This is a genomic window from Polaribacter marinaquae, assembly GCF_038019025.1.
GTDB lineage: Bacteria > Bacteroidota > Bacteroidia > Flavobacteriales > Flavobacteriaceae > Polaribacter > Polaribacter marinaquae.
Genome location: NZ_CP150496.1, coordinates 779456 through 797329, shown reverse-complemented (window position 1 = coordinate 797329; position 17874 = coordinate 779456). Strand labels below are relative to the sequence as shown.

Sequence of the window (17874 nt, the reverse complement as noted above, 5' to 3'; positions counted from 1 at the left end):
AAATAAGATTATAAGCGTTCTTCAATCCACTTTTTAAAACTAAAAAAGTTTTGAGGCGCAACGCCATGACCAATATTGTATTCTGAATAATCATTTTTAAAACCTAAATTATCTAAAAAAGGTTTCGATTTTCTAGCCCATTCTACGGGTAAAACTTGGTCAACAGAACCGTGCGAGCAATAATAATCCGTTTTAATTTCAGATGAAATATTTTCAGGTAATAATTCAGTATTTATATACCCGCTTAAAGCAATAACATGTTGAACTTTATTAGGGAAAAAGAAACTTAAAGAGTAGCTTAATATAGCACCTTGGCTAAAACCTAATAGAAATGTTTTATCTGTATTAGTATTGTATTTTAATTTAATCTCATCGATAAAAACGGCAATCTTATCAATAGATTCTTTGGCTTCTTTTAAATCAGAAAATTTACCATTTTTATCATCAAAATTAATAGAATACCAAGCGTAACCACCAAATCCCATAGACAAAGGTGCTTGTGCGCTTACAATTAATAAATTATCTGGTAATTCATTGGCAAAAGAAAATAAATCTTGCTCGTTACTGCCATAACCATGAAGTAAAATTAAAAGAGAAGGGTTTTCTATGTTAGTTTTTGGTTCTCTAACAACGTAATGTAAATTACTCATTTGGTAAATTTTTTAAATATTTTGAAACCATTCTTGAAACTTCTCGCCTATAAAAGGAACAAGTTTTTCTTCTCCTTTAATAGCGCCAATTAAAGAAATTATCCAAAAAACAAAAAGGATAAAGCCAAGTATTGCGCCAGCAGTAGCTCCAATAAATTCATAAACAACCCATCCATTAAAAGCTTGAATTAAGTTTAAACCTAAACTTTGTCTAATGTAAAAACTTGTAAAAAAATTTTTGTTGTTATTGTTTACAAAGAAGGCAATTAACAATCCTATAATCCATAAATGGCTAATAATTGCCATTGTTTTTCCTTCTTTTACAGTATGATTTTCCATTATTTATTTAAAATTAGTTGGTTGTTAGAAAAGATTCCGTAAACTTTTCCTGTTAGATTTTTATTTAAAAAAGCACTGTTTTTTGATGTTGATAAAATTGCGTCTTTAGTAAATACGTTTTTCTCTTCCGGATTAAAAAATGAGATATCGGCTGTTTCTCCTACGGCAATAGAAGTTGGTTTAATTCCGAAAATTTCTCTTGGTTTTGAAGTGATGTTTTCAATAAAATCTGTTAAGTTTAAAACAGAATTTAAAGCGCCAAATAAACTTTCTAAACCAATTGTACCATCTTTTGCTTCGCTAAATTCTACTTTTTTATGTTCAATATCAATTGGGTTGTGATCTGAGGTAATAATATCAATAACTCCAGATTTTACACCTTTTTGCAAAGCTTTACAATCTTGATTGGTTCTTAACGGTGGATTTGTTTTAAAATTACTATCAAAACCATGTAATTCGTCATCAGAAAGTATTAAATGATGTGCAGAAACACTACATGTAACATGTAAACCTTTCTTTTTAGCTTCTTTTATTAATTGTAAAGATTTCTCTGTTGAAATTGTAGGGATATGAAGTTTACCGCCAGTATATTCTAATAAAAATAAATCTCTAGCAATTTGTAATTCTTCTGCTAATGCTGGTATTCCTTTCAATCCTAACTTAGTACTGTTTATGCCTTCATTTGCAATACCTTCTCCAGCGATAGCTAAATTTTTAGGAAAACTTAATATTAAACCACCAAAATTTTGAGCATATAATAACGATACTTTCATTAAGTTATCATTAGCAATTGGTTTTTTATAATCACCAAAGGCAATAGCACCAGATTGTTGCATATCGAATAATTCAGCCATTTCAATTCCTTTACTCTTTGCGGTTAAAGCTGCAATAGGATATAAATTGGTCGCAGAACCGTTTGCTTTATTTATTAAAAACTCTACTGAAGATTTGGTATCTATAACCGGATTTGAGTTGGCGTTTACCGCAACTGCAGTAAAGCCGCTTTTCGCAGCAACTTTTAAGCCGTTTTCTATGGTTTCTCTTTCTTCGAATCCCGGTTCTCCAAAAGAAACACTTGTATCAAACCATCCGCAAGAAATATGCAAATTATCTTTATTTACTAGGGTGTAATCTTCTTTAGGGTCAATAGTGTCTTCTATTTTTTTGATAACTCCGTTTTCGATTAAAACATCTTTTTTTTGGTTATGAAAAGAACTCGAAGCGTCTATAATTGTTGCCGATTTTATAAGCGTAATCATGGTTTATAGAATTTTAGAATAAAAATTTCTAATAACAAAGATACAATTGCCAAGGCTAAAAACCATTTCCAAAGCCACTGAACTTCGTTATTTTTATTAATTTCTGTAAAAACATCTTTTATAGAGTTATAAGTAATGATGTTTTTTTGTTCTTTTAAATCATTAAGATTTAAAAATTGTAAAGAGCTTTCTTCTTTAGGATTGTTAAAAGCAAGTTCTTTAAGTATAGAATCTTGTTTTTTTATTTGATAAAAACCAGCTTCTTGTGGTTCCTCTGTTGTGTTGATGACAACTTTATTTTGATAAGCTCGTTGTAAAGGAATAAAAGAGGATTTTTTGCTTGTAATTGATAGAATCTCATCTTTACTTGCTTTTACTTTTACTTCAATTTTGTTTTCTTCATTTAAATTGTAAGCTAATTTTGGATACGTAAAGCTTGCTTTTGCAATGTTGTAAAATACAGGAACAACTAACGGTGAATTTATAAAGTTACTGCTGTTTTTATCGAGTGAACTTGATACAAAATAGATGTTTTTATTTATAAATTTAGAAATAAACGGTGTGTTATTTTCGAATGAAATTATCGAAGAAATATTTCCAGTAATAGGGTAGTGGTTGTTTACTGAAGGATATTGAAAATTTGAAATATTTTTTGAAAAAACATTTTCAAATATTGGATGTTTAAAATTAATTGAAGTTATTTTAAGGGTGTCTTTTTTGATGTTTTTAATCGAGCCAATTTTTAAATTTTCAAGAAATAAATTATAAGAAGAAATGTTTGTTTTTTGATTTGGAATAATTACTAAATTCCCTCCGTTTTTTAGAAAATCTTCTAAACTGTTTTTAAGAATTTCTGGTATTTCTTTTAACTCGTTTAAAATAATTAATTGCTGATTTTTTAACGCGTTATAATTTACATTTTGTAATGATTTTTCTGAGAAATTAAATTCATTTTCAGTGTAAATTTTTTGTAAAAAATTAGCGCTGTTTCCTATCGAAAGAATATTGATTTTTTCGTTATTGTTTAATGTGAAATAATAAGTGTTGTCAAAACCAAAAGTATCGCTATAAGTAAGGGTTGTTTTTCCGGAAAAATCTAAAGATTTTTTTACTGTGAAAGTAATCGTTTTCTTTGAGTTTTCTTTAATAGGGAAGGTTTGCTTACTAACTAAAATGTCTTTGTTAAAAAGTGCAATTGGTACATTGTTTTGTTTGGTGCCAATGTTATTAATAACAACATTTACTGTAAAGTTGTTGTTATTTTTATTGCTGATAAAAACACTGTCTATAGAAATATTGTTTTTTTTGCTAGATTGTAGCTGAATTAGCGATAATTCTTGTGTTACATTTGTGAACTTATTTATGTAAGTATTCTGAAAATCAGAAATTAATATGTTTTTATTTAAAGTGTTTGTTTTATTTTTATTGTTTAGGTTTAATTTTAATAAAATACTCTCTAAATCTAAATTTTTTGTGGTTTTTTCTACTTTTAAAAGTACATTTTTTAACTCGTTATTGCTAATGTTTTCGTAAAAATTAGAATTTGTTAATAAACTGTAAGAGCTTTTTAAGCTAGAGTTTTTAATAATTTCTTGTGCTGCAACTTTTAATAAATCTCCTTTCTCTCCTTTAGTATTTGTACTTAAAGAATTGTCTAAGTAAATAAAATTATGCTGTTTTTTATCAATATTTTTGTTGCTAAAATATGGTTGTGAAAAAGCAAAAACTATCGCGGTAAATAAAAGCATTCTTGTGGCTAATATTAGCCATTTTTTTATGCGAGAACTCTTACGTGTTTGTTGCTGAATTTTTTGAAGAAAAGCAACGTTGGAAAATGGTGTTTTAACGAATTTTTGTAACTGAAAAAGATGTACAATTATTGGTATAATTAGTAGTGCTAAAAAATATAAAATTTCTGGATTTTTAAATTGCATCTATACAGTAAATATTCATTTTTAAAAATATAAATTTATTACAAAAATTACGATTAAAAAACTCTTGTTAATTACTCATTAAAACTTTTCGAAAACGCCTAAACCAAACAACGCAAAATCATATTTTACAGGATCTAATTTATCTAACTTTCTTAAATTTTTATCTAATTCTGCAACCGCTTTCCAATCGTTTTGTTTTCTTAAAAGTAGCTTTAACTTTCTTGCAACATTGCCAGAATGTACATCTAAAGGGCAAGATAAATTAGCAGGATTATGAGTTGCCCAAAGTCCGAAATCTACACCTGTTTTATCGTTTCTAACCATCCATCTTAAAAACATATTAATACGTTTTGCTGCAGAATTTTTTAAGGGATCAGAAATATGTTTTAAGGTTCTATTATGATGTTCGATTTCAAAAAAAACTTTTTTAAATTGATGAATAGAATTTTGATATGTATTCGAATTGTCATCAATATTTAAAATGTTTTCTAAACCACCGTGATTAATATAAATGTTTTGTAAAGATTTTACAAATTGTGTTAAATCGATATGATTAAATGTTCTGTGAACAAAATTTTCTAATACTTTTAAATCTTTACTTGTGTGATTTAAAATAAAGTCGTGTGGCGCATTATCTAACATTTCCATCATTTTATTCGCATTTCGAATAATCATGGTTCTATTTCCCCAAGAAATAATTGCGGTTAAAAAACCTGCAATTTCAATATCTTCTTTTTTGCTAAATAAGTGAGGTATTTGTATTGGGTCTGTCTCAATAAAATTAGGATTGTTGTATAGAACAACCTTTTCGTCTAAAAATTCTTTTAACTCTTTTTTATTCATGTTATTCGAATCCAAATCCTATAATCATTAGAATACTGTTATAGCAACCGTGTAATAACATAGACCAAATTAAGCCAAATTTAACTCGGATAAATCCAAAATATGCTCCCAATATAATTTGTGGTAAAACTAGTAAAGGAGCCGCAATTAATACATTGGGTGTAATATCAAAATTAGTTAAATGTACCAAACCGAATAAAACGGCAAAAACATAAAAACCTATTTTAAAAGAAGCAGGTTTTTTAAAAGATGTTATGGGTGCTCTAAATATTAATTCTTCTATTACAGGTGCTATAATTCCGCCAGTTAATAAAATTTGAAATAAGCTTAAGTTTTTAAACATTTCATCAATCTTATGATTGTCCATGTTTACAAATCCTATTTCATCTAAAATTACAAAAATTGGCGATATTATTAAACCTGTAGCAATACTAATAACTAATAAATGTAAAAATATCTTAAATCGATATTTTGTATCGGTATTTAAATCTTTCTCTAAAACAGGGTTTTTAATGTAGTCGATTAAGTTTAAAAAAGTTTCTTTCATATTATTGTTTACTACATTAGTGTTTCGATAAAGTTATATGTTACAAAATTAAATGATTTTACCGTCTTTCATTGTTAATTTTCTGTCTGCCATTTCTGCTAAATCTTCGTTATGCGTTATCAAAACAAAAGTCTGGCCGTATTCATCTCTTAATTTAAAGAATAATTCGTGCAAATTTTTTGCAGATTCACTGTCGAGATTTCCACTTGGTTCATCAGCCAAAATTACTGATGGATTGTTAATTAAAGCTCTTGCTACGGCTACTCTTTGTTGTTCTCCGCCAGAAAGTTCGCTAGGTTTATGGTTAATTCTATGGTCTAAGCCTAAAAAAGATAATATTTCTAGAGCTTTAGTTTCGGTTTCTTTTTTAGGTTTATTTGCTATAAATGCAGGAATACATATGTTTTCTAAGGCTGTAAATTCTGGTAAAAGTTGGTGAAATTGAAAAATAAAACCAATATGATTGTTTCTAAATGAAGATAGGTCTTTATCTGATAAGTTTTTTAAGGAAATATTATTTATTGATAATTCGAAATCTTGCTCTTTTAAAGGTTTGTCTAAAGTACCTAAAATTTGTAGTAAAGTGGTTTTACCAGCACCAGAAGGACCAACAATTGCAACAATTTCTCCTTTTTTTACATGTAAATCGACTCCTTTTAAAACTTCAACATCATCATAGTACTTATGAATATTTTTTCCAATTATCATATTTCTTCAAATTTAAAACGAATGTATAAAAAAGAAATCAGAAACACTTATGGGTGTTTCTGATTTCAAATTCAAATCTTAAATAATATTGTAACTAATTAGCTAAAAATATTTTTTATACGATTATAGTCGATAAAATATACAAACCTTACAGATAATGTGTGTTGTTGTGGTTGATCGAATAAATTATCTAAGTTTTTGAAGAATTTTAAGCCAGAATTATTATTCGAATCAAAGATAGAATTTCTGTAAAATACTATTAGTTGACTTCCTGGTGCAAATTGCCAGAAGTAGTTTAAATCTAAATTCCAGCTGTTAAAATTTAAATCGTTTGTAGTATAATTGTTGTTTTCAGCCAAACTTCCATCGCTATTTAAATTGTAAAAACTATTGTATGCAACATCACTCCAATAATGTCTAAAACTTAAAGATAAAGAAGAATTTGTGCTAAAACTATATTTACCAGAAATAGTATTTGTGTAGCTTTTTCGATCTCTTTGCCCAAATACAATGTTGTTATTTACTTCGTCTACATAACCTTGGTCATTTTTAGTTTTATTATAATTTAATCGATATTGAAGCGAAAATTGATTTGTAAAACGGTAACGCGGACTAATACTTACGCCGTAAGATTGCTGCGGATGATTTGTGAAATTTGTAAAATATCCGTTGGCATTAAGTTCTAATTTTTTCTGAGAATTTGTAGAAATCCAACCATTTACATTCATTCTTTCTGGTCTTTGAAAGAAAATACCGCTTGTTGTACCTTGTCTTGGCTCAAAATAATCTCGATTTTTAGAACCGTAGTTTAGATTACCACCAAACGTAAAACGTTTTTTAGTTTGTGCACTTGCGTTAAAGCCAGCTTCGTAACCAGTGTAAGCGCCAGAAAAATGCTGAAAATTAACCTGATTATAAAAGTTAAAACTATAATTGTTAAATTTTTTGGTTGGTTGTAAAGTTCTCCAACCTGCGCTACCATAAATGGCTTGCTGGTCATTAGAAAATAAAATACCTAAATCATTTGGATTAAAATCTTTGTTTTCAAAATTATAACCAATTTCCCAGTTCCAATGCCCGGAATTGTATCCAAAGCTATTATCAAAAGTATAACCGGTATTAGGGTTGTTTATATCATCAGAAATATTACTCATTTTAAAAGATCCATCTGCATTGTATTTGCTGTCTTTGGTTTCTATGTGCCAATCTAAAGCGGTAACGTTTGCATCTCTAAACCGACCATCTCTAGTAACATTTGTGTTAATTAAAGTAACCGTAGAGTTTTGGTTAAATTGTTGGTCTAGAACCATGATGTTGTAATTCGAAAACGGATTTGTAGTTTCTTTTCTGGTGGTTACAGTATTTGTTGTGGTTCCGCCAGACATTTGTTCTGTGGTTGTTTTTATTGTTGCTTCTGTAGTTTCTGTAATCGCATTAAAAAAACCAATTCCTAATCCGCTTTTAGTTCGTCCAGAAATTTTAATCGCATTTAACATGGTAACTTTACCAGGATAATCTATTATTTCTTCGTTAATTCGTCTTCCATTTGCATCAAAATTTTCTTCTTTTATTAAGTTTGATGCTACATTAAATTGATCTATTGGTCTACCACCAACTCTTCTAGAGTAAAATAAATTTCCTTTATTAAAAAGTTCTGTTCCTTCTGTAAAAAATTGTCTTTGTTCTGTGAATTGTTGTTCGAATGGACCTAAATTTAATTCAACATTATCGAAACCAACCTGACTAAAATCTGGAATTAAGGTTGCATCTAAAGTAAAATTGTCTGTTAAACCATATTTTAGGTCCATACCAACACTGTAATCATACTCTGTTTCTCCATCAAAACTAATTGAAGTTGCAGAAGCGTATGGATACAAATTTAATCTAGTTGGGGGAGTAATATTTTTAAAACCTTCTATTAAACCGTCATATTGTGTCCATCTTCCAACAGAATTATCAATATGTGTCCAAGTATGTTGTTCGTTTAATTTTTCTAGCCTTCTATGAAAATTAAAACCCCAAGATTGTACAGGTCTATTTGCAAATCTAATTGCCCTATATGGTAGTTTAATTTCTACATTCCAGCCTTTGTCTGTTATTTTTGTAGCGCTTTCCCAAACGGCACTCCAGTTAAAATCTTCATTACCGTTAGAAACTTTTGCATCTCCTTGATTACCGGTAACTTGAACTATGAATTCAAATGGGTTTTGACCGTCGTCATTTGGGTTTATAGTAACTAAGAAAAAATCTGCTTGACTAAAATTATCTCTAACCGCAAACTCTTGCGGAATATTTTCTGGATCTGGATCTAATAATTTTGCAGAAATATAAACGGCATCATCATCATAAGCTACTTTTACAAATGTTTGGTATTCAGAAGAAACTAATTTACCATTGTCTGGTCTAAAAATTACAAAATCTGATAATATTTCGGCATTTTGCCAAGCTTCATCATTTAATAATCCGTCTATTTTTGGAGCTTTTGTAACTCTTTGTGTAGTAACTGTCTTTCTGTTTTTGTTGTTTTGAGCTTGTGAAATTAAGACAGAAAACAGTACTAATTTAACTAATAAAATTCTTTTAAACATTTGATTTTGGTTGATTTACGTTTAAATACAAAGCGAAAGTATCTAACCTTTAGAGACTCGGTTCATAAAATTGTGTTAATTATAGTAAAGACTTTACTTTTTTAGAAGTGTTACAAATAAGAGGTGTTAAAAAAATCTTAAAGAAATATATAGATATTTTTTATTTAAAAGATTGCAGTTATAACCAATGAATTTGTATTTTTGTTTCTGTTAAAAACATTTACAAAATGAACTTACACGAATATCAAGGTAAAGAAATATTAAATAGTTTTGGAGTTAGAATTCAAAGAGGAATTGTTGCAAACACTCCAGCAGAAGCAGTAGCAGCTGCAAAAAAACTAACTGAAGACACAGGTACAGGTTGGCACGTAATTAAAGCACAAGTTCACGCAGGTGGTCGTGGTAAAGGTGGTGGTGTTAAGTTGGCAAAAAACTTAGACGAAGTTAAAAGTATTTCTGATGATATTTTAGGAATGATGTTAATTACGCCTCAAACGTCTGCAGAAGGTAAATTAGTTAACCAAGTTTTGGTTGCAGAAGATGTATATTATCCAGGTGATGAAGAGCCGGATGAATATTATATGTCTGTTTTATTAAACAGAGCAACAGGTAAAAACATGATTATGTATTCTACAGAAGGTGGAATGGATATAGAAACTGTTGCAGAAGAAACTCCGCACTTAATTTTTACAGAAGAAGTAGATCCATTATTAGGATTAATGCCTTTTCAAGCACGTAAAGTTGCTTTTAATTTAGGATTATCTGGTGTTGCATTTAAAGAAATGACAAAATTTGTTACAGCTTTATATACTGCTTACATCAAATCAGATTCTTCTATGTTTGAAATCAATCCTGTATTAAAAACATCTGATTCTAAAATTATGGCAGTAGATGCTAAAGTTTCTTTAGATGAAAATGCATTATATAGACATAAAGATTATGCAGCAATGCGTGATTTAAGAGAAGAAAATCCAATAGAAGTAGAAGCGAAAGCTGCTGGTTTAAATTATGTAGATTTAGACGGAAACGTTGGTTGTATGGTAAACGGAGCTGGTTTAGCAATGGGGACTATGGATTTAATTAAAGAATCTGGAGGTGAGCCTGCAAACTTTTTAGATGTTGGTGGTACTGCAGATGCTGCAAGAGTAGAAACTGCATTTGGTATCATCTTAAAAGATGAAAACGTAAAAGCAATTTTAGTAAATATTTTTGGTGGTATTGTACGTTGTGACAGAGTAGCACAAGGTGTTGTTGATGCTTACAAAAATATGGGAGATAAAATTACTGTGCCAATTATTTGTAGATTACAAGGTACAAATGCTAAAGAAGCAAAAGAATTAATTGACAATTCTGGTATGGAAATTATTTCTGCGACAGAATTTCAAGAAGCAGCTGATAAGGTTCAAGAAGTTTTAGAAGCTTAATTCTTAAAAAAAATATATTTAGTTAAAACGTCTCAATTTTATTGAGACGTTTTTTTTATTTCATATTTTAAATTGTATTTTTAAACTATGACATTTAAAATAAGATTTTTTGCTATTGTAATGTTGCTGTTTTTTTTACAAACAGCACGATTACAAGCCAATGATTTATTTTTGAGGCATTCTAACTCTACAAGAGTTTTTCAGGATAATACAGTATTAATTAAAAAAATTAAAGCTAAAATTAATGCTTTAAGCAAAAAAAGAGATAAGCTAAAAGAACTAAAAAAGTGGTCTAATTCTCAAGAGAAAAAATATAATTTACAATTGAGTAAGCTTAATAAAAGTTTAAATAAGTTAGGAGAAGAATCTGAAATAATTTTAAATGTAGAGCAAATTGTTTCTAAGCTCCAAAAACAATTGAAGTATTTAAATAATGCAAGAGTTAATAGAGTTGCTAAAAATAAATTCACCCAAAAAGACGATTCTATTTATAAACGAAAAGCAGGTAAATTAATTGATAGTATTTTAAGGTTAAGAAGAAGTGTTGAGTAATTTTAAAGATTTATTAATTTTTTTAAAAATACGAATTTATATAGCATTGTAATTGTTTTGATAGTTAATTTAGTATCACATCAGAGAGTACAGGATAGGAGTAGTATATTTTAATTTTATTTTTAGATAAAATAATATAAAATTTACCCTAGAATGAAAAATTATTACACAAAAATCAAAGCACTAACTTTTTGTGCTACTTTAGGAGCTTTAGTTGCTTGCGAACAAGAAAATAGTTTCTTGTTATTAGAAGAAAATGTTTCTTCAACAAAAAAAAATATAGAGGTTTTAGCGAAAGGTACTTGTGATACCAACAACTACATGCCTATCGATGCAATTTCTGGCACTGATTATAATGATGATATTAATACACAAATTGACGATAGAAGTTGTTCTTATGATTATTATCAATATAATAATTTTGGAGTTTACAAGTTAAAAGCATCTGATAATGATAATCCTGGTACCTTGCAGGTTAGAATGGAGCGCAGTTCAAGTAAACAGAACTTTTCTAATGGAAAATTCTTACAAGTTAAAGGTACGGTTAGGATTAATAGCGCAGGTAGTGTTACAGATAATATAAGTGATAACGATGTAAAAGATGGTGACGGAACGTATTTTGCACAAGTAAAAGGTAAACATACTAATCCTTACGGTAATGAATCTCAAGATCCTGCTATTGTCTTATTTATAGCAAAACCAAAAAGAAATAATTCAGGAAAAGGAAGTGTAATTTTACAAAACGGAAAAGTAAAAGACTTTAAAATTTATGCAGAACTAGTTAAAAAGAGGGGCGGTTCTGGTGCAGATGGTAGAAGGATGGTTTACATTACTACAGTAAAACGTAACACAAATTTTAATGTAGATATAAAAACTGAATTTTATACAAGTAATGGATTAAAAAGACAGCGTGTAAGATATACGATAAATGGAGTTACTAAAACACACGAAATTTCAACACAGAATACCAGAACTAGCGGAACTTATACTCAAAAAAAGGCAGAGCCAATAGAAACAAGAATTCGAATTGGTGGATACAGGTGTAAAGGAGGAACAGCAGATATTCGTTGGAATAGAAATTTAGATTTAATAAAAAACTAATTAAAAATTAAAATAACCCAAGGTTTAAAAAAAACTTTGGGTTATTTTTATGATGTTGAAAAGTATTTTATTAGTAAAGTTTTAATGAATTAAATTTTCTCCTTTAAAACTGCAATTTCATCACGTAATTTTGCAGCAACAATAAAATCTAAATTTTTAGCTGCAGCTTCCATTTCTTTTCTTTTATCTCGAATTCTTTTCTCTATTTCTTCTTTAGGTAAATATTGTAAATCTTGCTCTGCGGCAACTTGTTTTGCGTTGTCATAATGATAACTTGATACTGCAGATTTTGATAAAGTATCGTCTATTTTTTTATTTATTTGAGTAGGTGTAATGTTGTTCTTGGTATTGTATGCTATTTGTTTTTCTCTTCTTCTATTGGTTTCATCAATAGTTTTTTGCATACTTTTAGTAACCTTATCAGCATACATTATAGCTAAACCATTTACATTTCTTGCAGCTCTACCAACAGTTTGTGTTAACGATTTTACATTTCTTAAAAATCCTTCTTTATCTGCATCTAAAATAGCAACTAAAGAAACTTCTGGTAAATCTAGTCCTTCTCTTAATAAGTTTACGCCAATAAGAACATCAAATAACCCTTTACGCAGGTCTTGCATTATTTCAACACGTTCTAGAGTATCAACATCAGAATGAATATATCTACACCTAATACTTACTCTAGTTAGGTATTTTGTTAATTCTTCAGCCATTCTTTTGGTAAGAGTAGTAACCAAAGTACGTTCATCTTTTTCAACTCTTATTTGAATTTCTTCGATTAAATCATCAATTTGATTTAAACTTGGTCTTACTTCTATTGGTGGATCCAATAACCCGGTTGGCCTAATAATTTGCTCAACAAAAACTCCTTCTGTTTTTTGAAGTTCGTAATCTGCAGGTGTTGCAGATACAAATATTGTTTGATTTTGAATAGCTTCAAATTCTTCAAATTTTAAAGGTCTATTGTCCATCGCGGCAGGTAATCTAAACCCGTATTCAACTAAATTTTCTTTTCTACTTCTATCTCCGCCATACATTGCATGAGTTTGTGGTACGGTAACATGGCTTTCATCAATCACCATTAAATAATCATTAGGAAAATAGTCTAAAAGACAGAAAGGTCTTGTACCGGGTTCTCGTCCGTCTAAATATCTCGAATAATTCTCAATTCCAGAACAATATCCTAATTCTCGAATCATTTCTAAATCGAATTCTGTTCTTTCTTTTATTCGTTTAGCTTCTAAGTGTTTACCAATTTCATTGAAAAAATCTACCTGTTTCATCATGTCTTCTTGAATCTGATGAATTGCATTTTGTAAAACATCCGGAGAAGTAACAAATAAGTTTGCAGGATAAATACTTAATTCTTCAAAAGAGTTAATGACTGAATTGCTTTCTAAATCGAAAAGTTCTATTTCTTCGATTTCATCACCAAAAAAATGAATTCTATATCCATTATCACCGTAAGACGGATATATAGTTACAACGTCTCCTTTAACTTTAAATGTTCCGCTTTTTATTTCGTGTTCTGTTCTAGAATATAAACTTTGTACTAATTGATGTAAAAATTTTGTTCTAGAAATTTGTTGACCTACTTGAATAGGAATAACATTCTTTTTAAATTCCGTTGGATTACCAATACCATATAAGCAAGATACTGACGCTACTACCAAAACATCTCTTCTGCCAGAAAGTAGGGAAGAAGTGGTGCTTAATCTTAACCGTTCGATATCTTCATTTATAGATAAATCTTTTTCTATATAAGTTCCGGTTACCGGAATATATGCTTCTGGTTGATAATAATCATAGTAAGAAACAAAATACTCTACTGCATTGTCAGGAAAAAATTGTTTAAACTCAGAGTATAATTGTGCTGCTAAAGTTTTGTTATGAGCCAAAACCAAAGTAGGTTTTTTAACCTCTTTTACAACATTTGCAACTGTAAATGTTTTACCAGAACCTGTTACACCTAATAGCGTTTGAAATTTCTCGCCAGCATTAACACTTTCTGATAATTCTTTTATTGCTTGTGGTTGATCTCCGGTAGGAGAAAAGTTTGAAACTAATTTAAAATCCATGTTGTAAAAATACGGATACTAAATGAGAATTTATTTTCTTAATAACGAAAAGTGACCAGTTTGTTTTCTAATATTTCCGTTTACATCTTTTAGAACGGCGTTGTACCAATAATCATTTGTGGGTAAAAGCTTACCATTGTAAGTTCCGTTCCAACCATTTTCTGTTTTTAAGTCTATAATTTTAAGAACTTTACCAAATCTATCAAATATTTGTAAATCAACATCAGTATAAAAATTATTATCGATTCCAGAAATGTTCCAAGTATCATTAACACCATCTCCATTTGGTGTAAAATGTCTCTGAAAATAAATAAATGAAATTTCATTTGTATTTACAATTCCGCATTCATTTCTATCTCTAATGTAAATTTTATTAAGACCGGTTGGTACATTGGTAAAAGTATACGATAAATTAGTATCACCTTTTTTAAATTCGGTTAAAGAGTTGTTATTTAAGGCGTATTCATAATCACCTAAACCCTCTACATTTATAGTAATACTATTGTTAAATCCTTCATCTTGATTATCAATGTATTTTATTGAAATGTTTTCTGCGATGCTAGATTCTAGAACAGAAAATGTTTTATAACCAGTAGTTTCTATATTATCTTCATTTCCTGGTTCGTTTTCATAAAACCTATTAATTATTACTTTGTAATCGCCACCTTTATTAATGGTTAAAGACGAATTTGTTTCATTAGGAATTTCTACAGAGTTTAAATACCATTTGTAACTATCTATAGAGTTACCAGTTTCTGAAACAATACTTTTAGTTTCTAAAACAGGAGAATTGTCTGGGAAATTTAAACATATAATATTAGGGTTAATTACATTTAACGGTTCTGGAAGCTTGTTAACAAACAAGCTAAATTCTGCAATACCTTCACATGAATTTCCTTTAGAAATTCTTAAATAAATTTTTGTGTTATTTCCGTATCTGTTTGCAGTGTAAGGTGCCGTTATTTCGTTAGTTTCTTTTGCTGCATCTTCTGAAGTTAAATAGTATTTAAATTGATATTCACTTCTATTAAAAACACCAGATGAATTAGAAATTACCTTATCGATTTTCTCATCTAAATTAAAAGCGGCATCGTTAGACCCTTCACTATAATTTGTTAAATCTGTAGATGCGTTTATTTCTGCTTTGTAAATGTTTTTAAGTTGATTAAAGCCAGAAGTTGTTGGTGTAACTTTTAATTCTATTTGACCAAATACAGAACAACCAGTTGTATTATTAGTAACTTTTACTTTTAAAACATGTGAGCTTGTTATTGCAGCTTCTTTATTAACGTAGCCAACTTTATTAATTATCGGTGTATCATCTAATTCAAAAAACTCAACAGATACATCAGTAGCGTTATTTGATAATTCGATTTCTTTTGTTTCTAAATTGAAAAATGTTTTTCCGTCTAAAGAATTATTGTCATAATCACATTGAGTGTAAATTATTGAGTTGTTTATTGTAGGAATCGATTGAAATTCTACTTCTACAGAACTATTGTATGTTTTGTCATTACCACAACTATCTGTAGATTTAATTTCTAAATTATATTTTCCAGAGCCTAAATTAGTATTTGTAATTTCTAAGCCTCTAGTGGTTATTATAATTGAAGGATCTCCTTCTTTTGTCCAAAGATACTTGTATGTGCCTAAAGAAACTTCTTCTAGTTCTGGCTCTAATTTTAAACTTTGATCAGCACAAACATTCTGTTTACTATTGCTTAAAACAATAGTAGGGTCGTTTACATCTACAATATCAACAGGTTTAAAAAAAGATTGTATAAAAGGAGGTAAGCCTTGGGTAGTTCTACCTGTGCCTAGGTCGACAGCATCATTAATATAAATAACATCACTAGCATCGGCATCTGGATTTTCGATAACACCAAGAAAAGGGGTTCCCGGTATTGAATTATAAATTTTTCCGTTAGGACCTAATTGTAAACCACTTCTATAACCCGTTTGAGAGCTAATTAACACCTTAGTATCAGCTACATCTGTTTTTGTCAAATCAAATTGGTAAATGTTGTTTTGTGAATTAAATGTAGATACATATAACTTATTAGATTGTTTAGAGAATTCTACTCCATAAGGAGCTCCTTCAGTATTTGGTTCTGTTAGTCTTTTTATATTTCTGCTTACTACCCCTGTATTAATATCAAAATCTAAAAGTACTAAGCTACCACCTCCAAATGAACCAAATCCTTCATTGTAATCTGCCATTGCAATTTTAGAGCCATCTGGAGATACTTTTAAGTAACCTCTTTTATCAGTTAAGTTGTAAAAAACGCGACTAATTACAGGATTATTAATATTGACACCTGAACTGGTAATTTCATAGGCAAAAAAATGATTTTCTACTACTGATAAAGCCCAGATAGAACCGCAGCTTCCTTGAACTGCAGTAACTTTTTCTGACCAAGAATAAGATAAGTCTTCACCAGTATATGGGTTTGTATCTAAACTAACGGGGCCAGATGTAACTTCACCTAAACCACCGTTTAAAGATAAGTCTATGGTGTAAAAGTTAAAACCAGGATTAACAGGATATGATGTGTTACCAACAAAATTAGTACCAACTGTAAAAAGATAATAAATGTTTTTATTCGTTGGGTTTGGCACAAATAAAGCAGATTGCGTACTAGAAGGATTTCCTTCTAAAGAAGTAGCTAGTCTGCCATCAGAAAAAGTCATTATTTCATGTTTCGAGTTGTAAAGAGTTATTCCGTCTGAATAAAATAATAAATCACCGTCTGAATTAGAAATTGATGAACATCCTTCATCTGTACTTAATTTACCATTGTTGAGAGCTTTTGGTTCTCCGCTACTAAAATCTAAAACCTGCATTTTCTCCAAAATACCAAAAATTTGCTTCTTTTTGCGCGTAAAAGTTAAGAGCAAAGATTAATATAAAAAATGTAAATAAATTCCTCATTTGATGTAATTACTATGAATTCATCAAATATATTTAAAATGTACTACAAATCTCTCTTTTTTAACAATGTAAAAGATAAATAAATAAAAATAAAAGTCCATACAGAAGCAATTACAACTGCAGAAAAATCAACTGTGTAACTTTTTGTAAAGGTTTCTCCTATTTGGTTTGCTACAGACCTAACAGCACCTAATCTAGTAAAAGGTTCTTTTATTAAATTTGCCATAGATTCGAAAGGTAAAAACTGCATTACGCTATCTACTTTTTCGCTTGTGTTTTCAGAATCTTTAAAAGTCCAGAATAAATATCCTTTAAACATGCTTTCTACAAATAACCAAACAACCATTGCTCCAACTGCAAATGCAGATCTTTTTACTAAAATTCCGAAGAATAAACCCATAGAAAAGAAGGCTACTAACTTGATAAAAAAGGCTAATAAATATTGTAAATCAGAAGTTATAATTGCCAATTCATTATAATCAGAATAAATTAAACCTAATACTAAAGAGACAAAGAATACGAATACTGTTGAAACAAATGCAAAAACAATTACTGTATAAAATTTAGATAGTATAAATTCTTTTTTACTTAAACCATCAATTAAGTTTTGTTTTAAAGTTTTGTAACTGTACTCATTTGCCATCATAGATACAATAACTAAGAGTAAAAAGAACTTTAAAATTGCAGCAATGTAGGTGTTAAAATGCCAAATGTATGGGAAATTAAAAATTCCTATTTCTGCCAAATGAAATTTTATCGGGCCAATATCAAACTTAATTGCAGCAATTAATGCAATACAAGTTAAAAGCCCAAAATAGATAAGTGAAAGTACTTTACTAGCTTTATTATGTTTTAATTTATGAAACTCTATAGTTAATAATCTTAACATGATGTTTGGTGTTTTTTGAAAGTTGATGAA

14 protein-coding genes are annotated in these 17874 nt (G+C 29.2%); 3 read left to right on the top strand and 11 right to left on the bottom strand.

The annotated features are described in order from the left end of the window. Positions 1–8: 8 nt before the first annotated feature. The 8 genes from WG950_RS03690 to WG950_RS03655 all read right to left on the bottom strand — a co-directional run bounded on the left by WG950_RS03690 (position 9) and on the right by WG950_RS03655 (position 8868). Positions 9–650 (bottom strand): phospholipase, encoded by a 642-nt coding sequence (locus WG950_RS03690; RefSeq protein WP_340934202.1) that lies wholly within the window; start codon positions 648–650, stop codon positions 9–11. Positions 651–662: 12 nt separating this feature from the next. After that, positions 663–989, bottom strand: coding sequence for a hypothetical protein (locus WG950_RS03685; RefSeq protein WP_077808990.1), 327 nt, complete (start codon positions 987–989; stop codon positions 663–665). Next, the gene (locus WG950_RS03680; protein WP_340934201.1) at positions 989–2248 is read right to left on the bottom strand and encodes a dihydroorotase; all 1260 of its coding nucleotides are present in this window, start codon (positions 2246–2248) and stop codon (positions 989–991) included. Before WG950_RS03680 ends, WG950_RS03685 begins: the two co-directional genes overlap by 1 nt. Continuing rightward, complete coding sequence (locus WG950_RS03675) at positions 2245–4182, bottom strand: BatA domain-containing protein (RefSeq protein WP_340934200.1); 1938 nt, start codon at positions 4180–4182, stop codon at positions 2245–2247. The genes WG950_RS03680 and WG950_RS03675 overlap by 4 nt, the downstream gene beginning before the upstream one ends. Before the next feature lie 78 nt (positions 4183–4260). Further along, a complete protein-coding gene (locus WG950_RS03670) occupies positions 4261–5025 on the bottom strand; it encodes a TIGR02757 family protein (RefSeq protein ID WP_340934199.1) in 765 nt (254 codons plus the stop codon). 1 nt (position 5026) lies between these two features. After that, on the bottom strand, positions 5027–5572 hold the full coding sequence (locus WG950_RS03665; RefSeq protein ID WP_340934198.1) for a CPBP family intramembrane glutamic endopeptidase: 546 nt from the start codon (positions 5570–5572) through the stop codon (positions 5027–5029). A 48-nt stretch (positions 5573–5620) separates the two neighbouring features. Continuing rightward, a complete protein-coding gene (locus WG950_RS03660; protein WP_340934197.1) occupies positions 5621–6280 on the bottom strand; it encodes an ABC transporter ATP-binding protein in 660 nt (219 codons plus the stop codon). A 98-nt stretch (positions 6281–6378) separates the two neighbouring features. Continuing rightward, entirely contained in the window at positions 6379–8868 is a 2490-nt protein-coding gene (locus WG950_RS03655; RefSeq protein ID WP_079738584.1) for a DUF5916 domain-containing protein, read from the bottom strand. A 227-nt stretch (positions 8869–9095) separates the two neighbouring features. Between WG950_RS03655 and sucC the strand changes: the two genes are divergently transcribed. From sucC to WG950_RS03640, 3 genes are all read left to right on the top strand, one after another. Next, the gene (gene sucC, locus WG950_RS03650) at positions 9096–10292 is read left to right on the top strand and encodes an ADP-forming succinate--CoA ligase subunit beta (RefSeq protein WP_077808997.1); all 1197 of its coding nucleotides are present in this window, start codon (positions 9096–9098) and stop codon (positions 10290–10292) included. Positions 10293–10379: 87 nt separating this feature from the next. Next, positions 10380–10844: a hypothetical protein gene (locus WG950_RS03645; protein ID WP_340934196.1), complete on the top strand. Its 465-nt coding sequence runs from the start codon at positions 10380–10382 to the stop codon at positions 10842–10844. A gap of 153 nt (positions 10845–10997) precedes the next feature. Continuing rightward, positions 10998–11945: a hypothetical protein gene (locus WG950_RS03640; protein WP_340934195.1), complete on the top strand. Its 948-nt coding sequence runs from the start codon at positions 10998–11000 to the stop codon at positions 11943–11945. Between the two features lie 89 nt (positions 11946–12034). Here WG950_RS03640 and uvrB read toward each other — a convergent pair whose 3' ends face one another. The 3 genes from uvrB to WG950_RS03625 form a co-directional block, all read right to left on the bottom strand. Beyond that, positions 12035–14023 (bottom strand): excinuclease ABC subunit UvrB, encoded by a 1989-nt coding sequence (gene uvrB / locus WG950_RS03635; RefSeq protein ID WP_340934194.1) that lies wholly within the window; start codon positions 14021–14023, stop codon positions 12035–12037. A 30-nt stretch (positions 14024–14053) separates the two neighbouring features. Then, complete coding sequence (locus tag WG950_RS03630; protein ID WP_340935227.1) at positions 14054–16867, bottom strand: T9SS type B sorting domain-containing protein; 2814 nt, start codon at positions 16865–16867, stop codon at positions 14054–14056. 131 nt (positions 16868–16998) lie between these two features. Then, complete coding sequence (locus tag WG950_RS03625) at positions 16999–17844, bottom strand: ABC transporter permease (RefSeq protein ID WP_077809003.1); 846 nt, start codon at positions 17842–17844, stop codon at positions 16999–17001. Between the last annotated feature and the right edge of the window lie 30 nt (positions 17845–17874).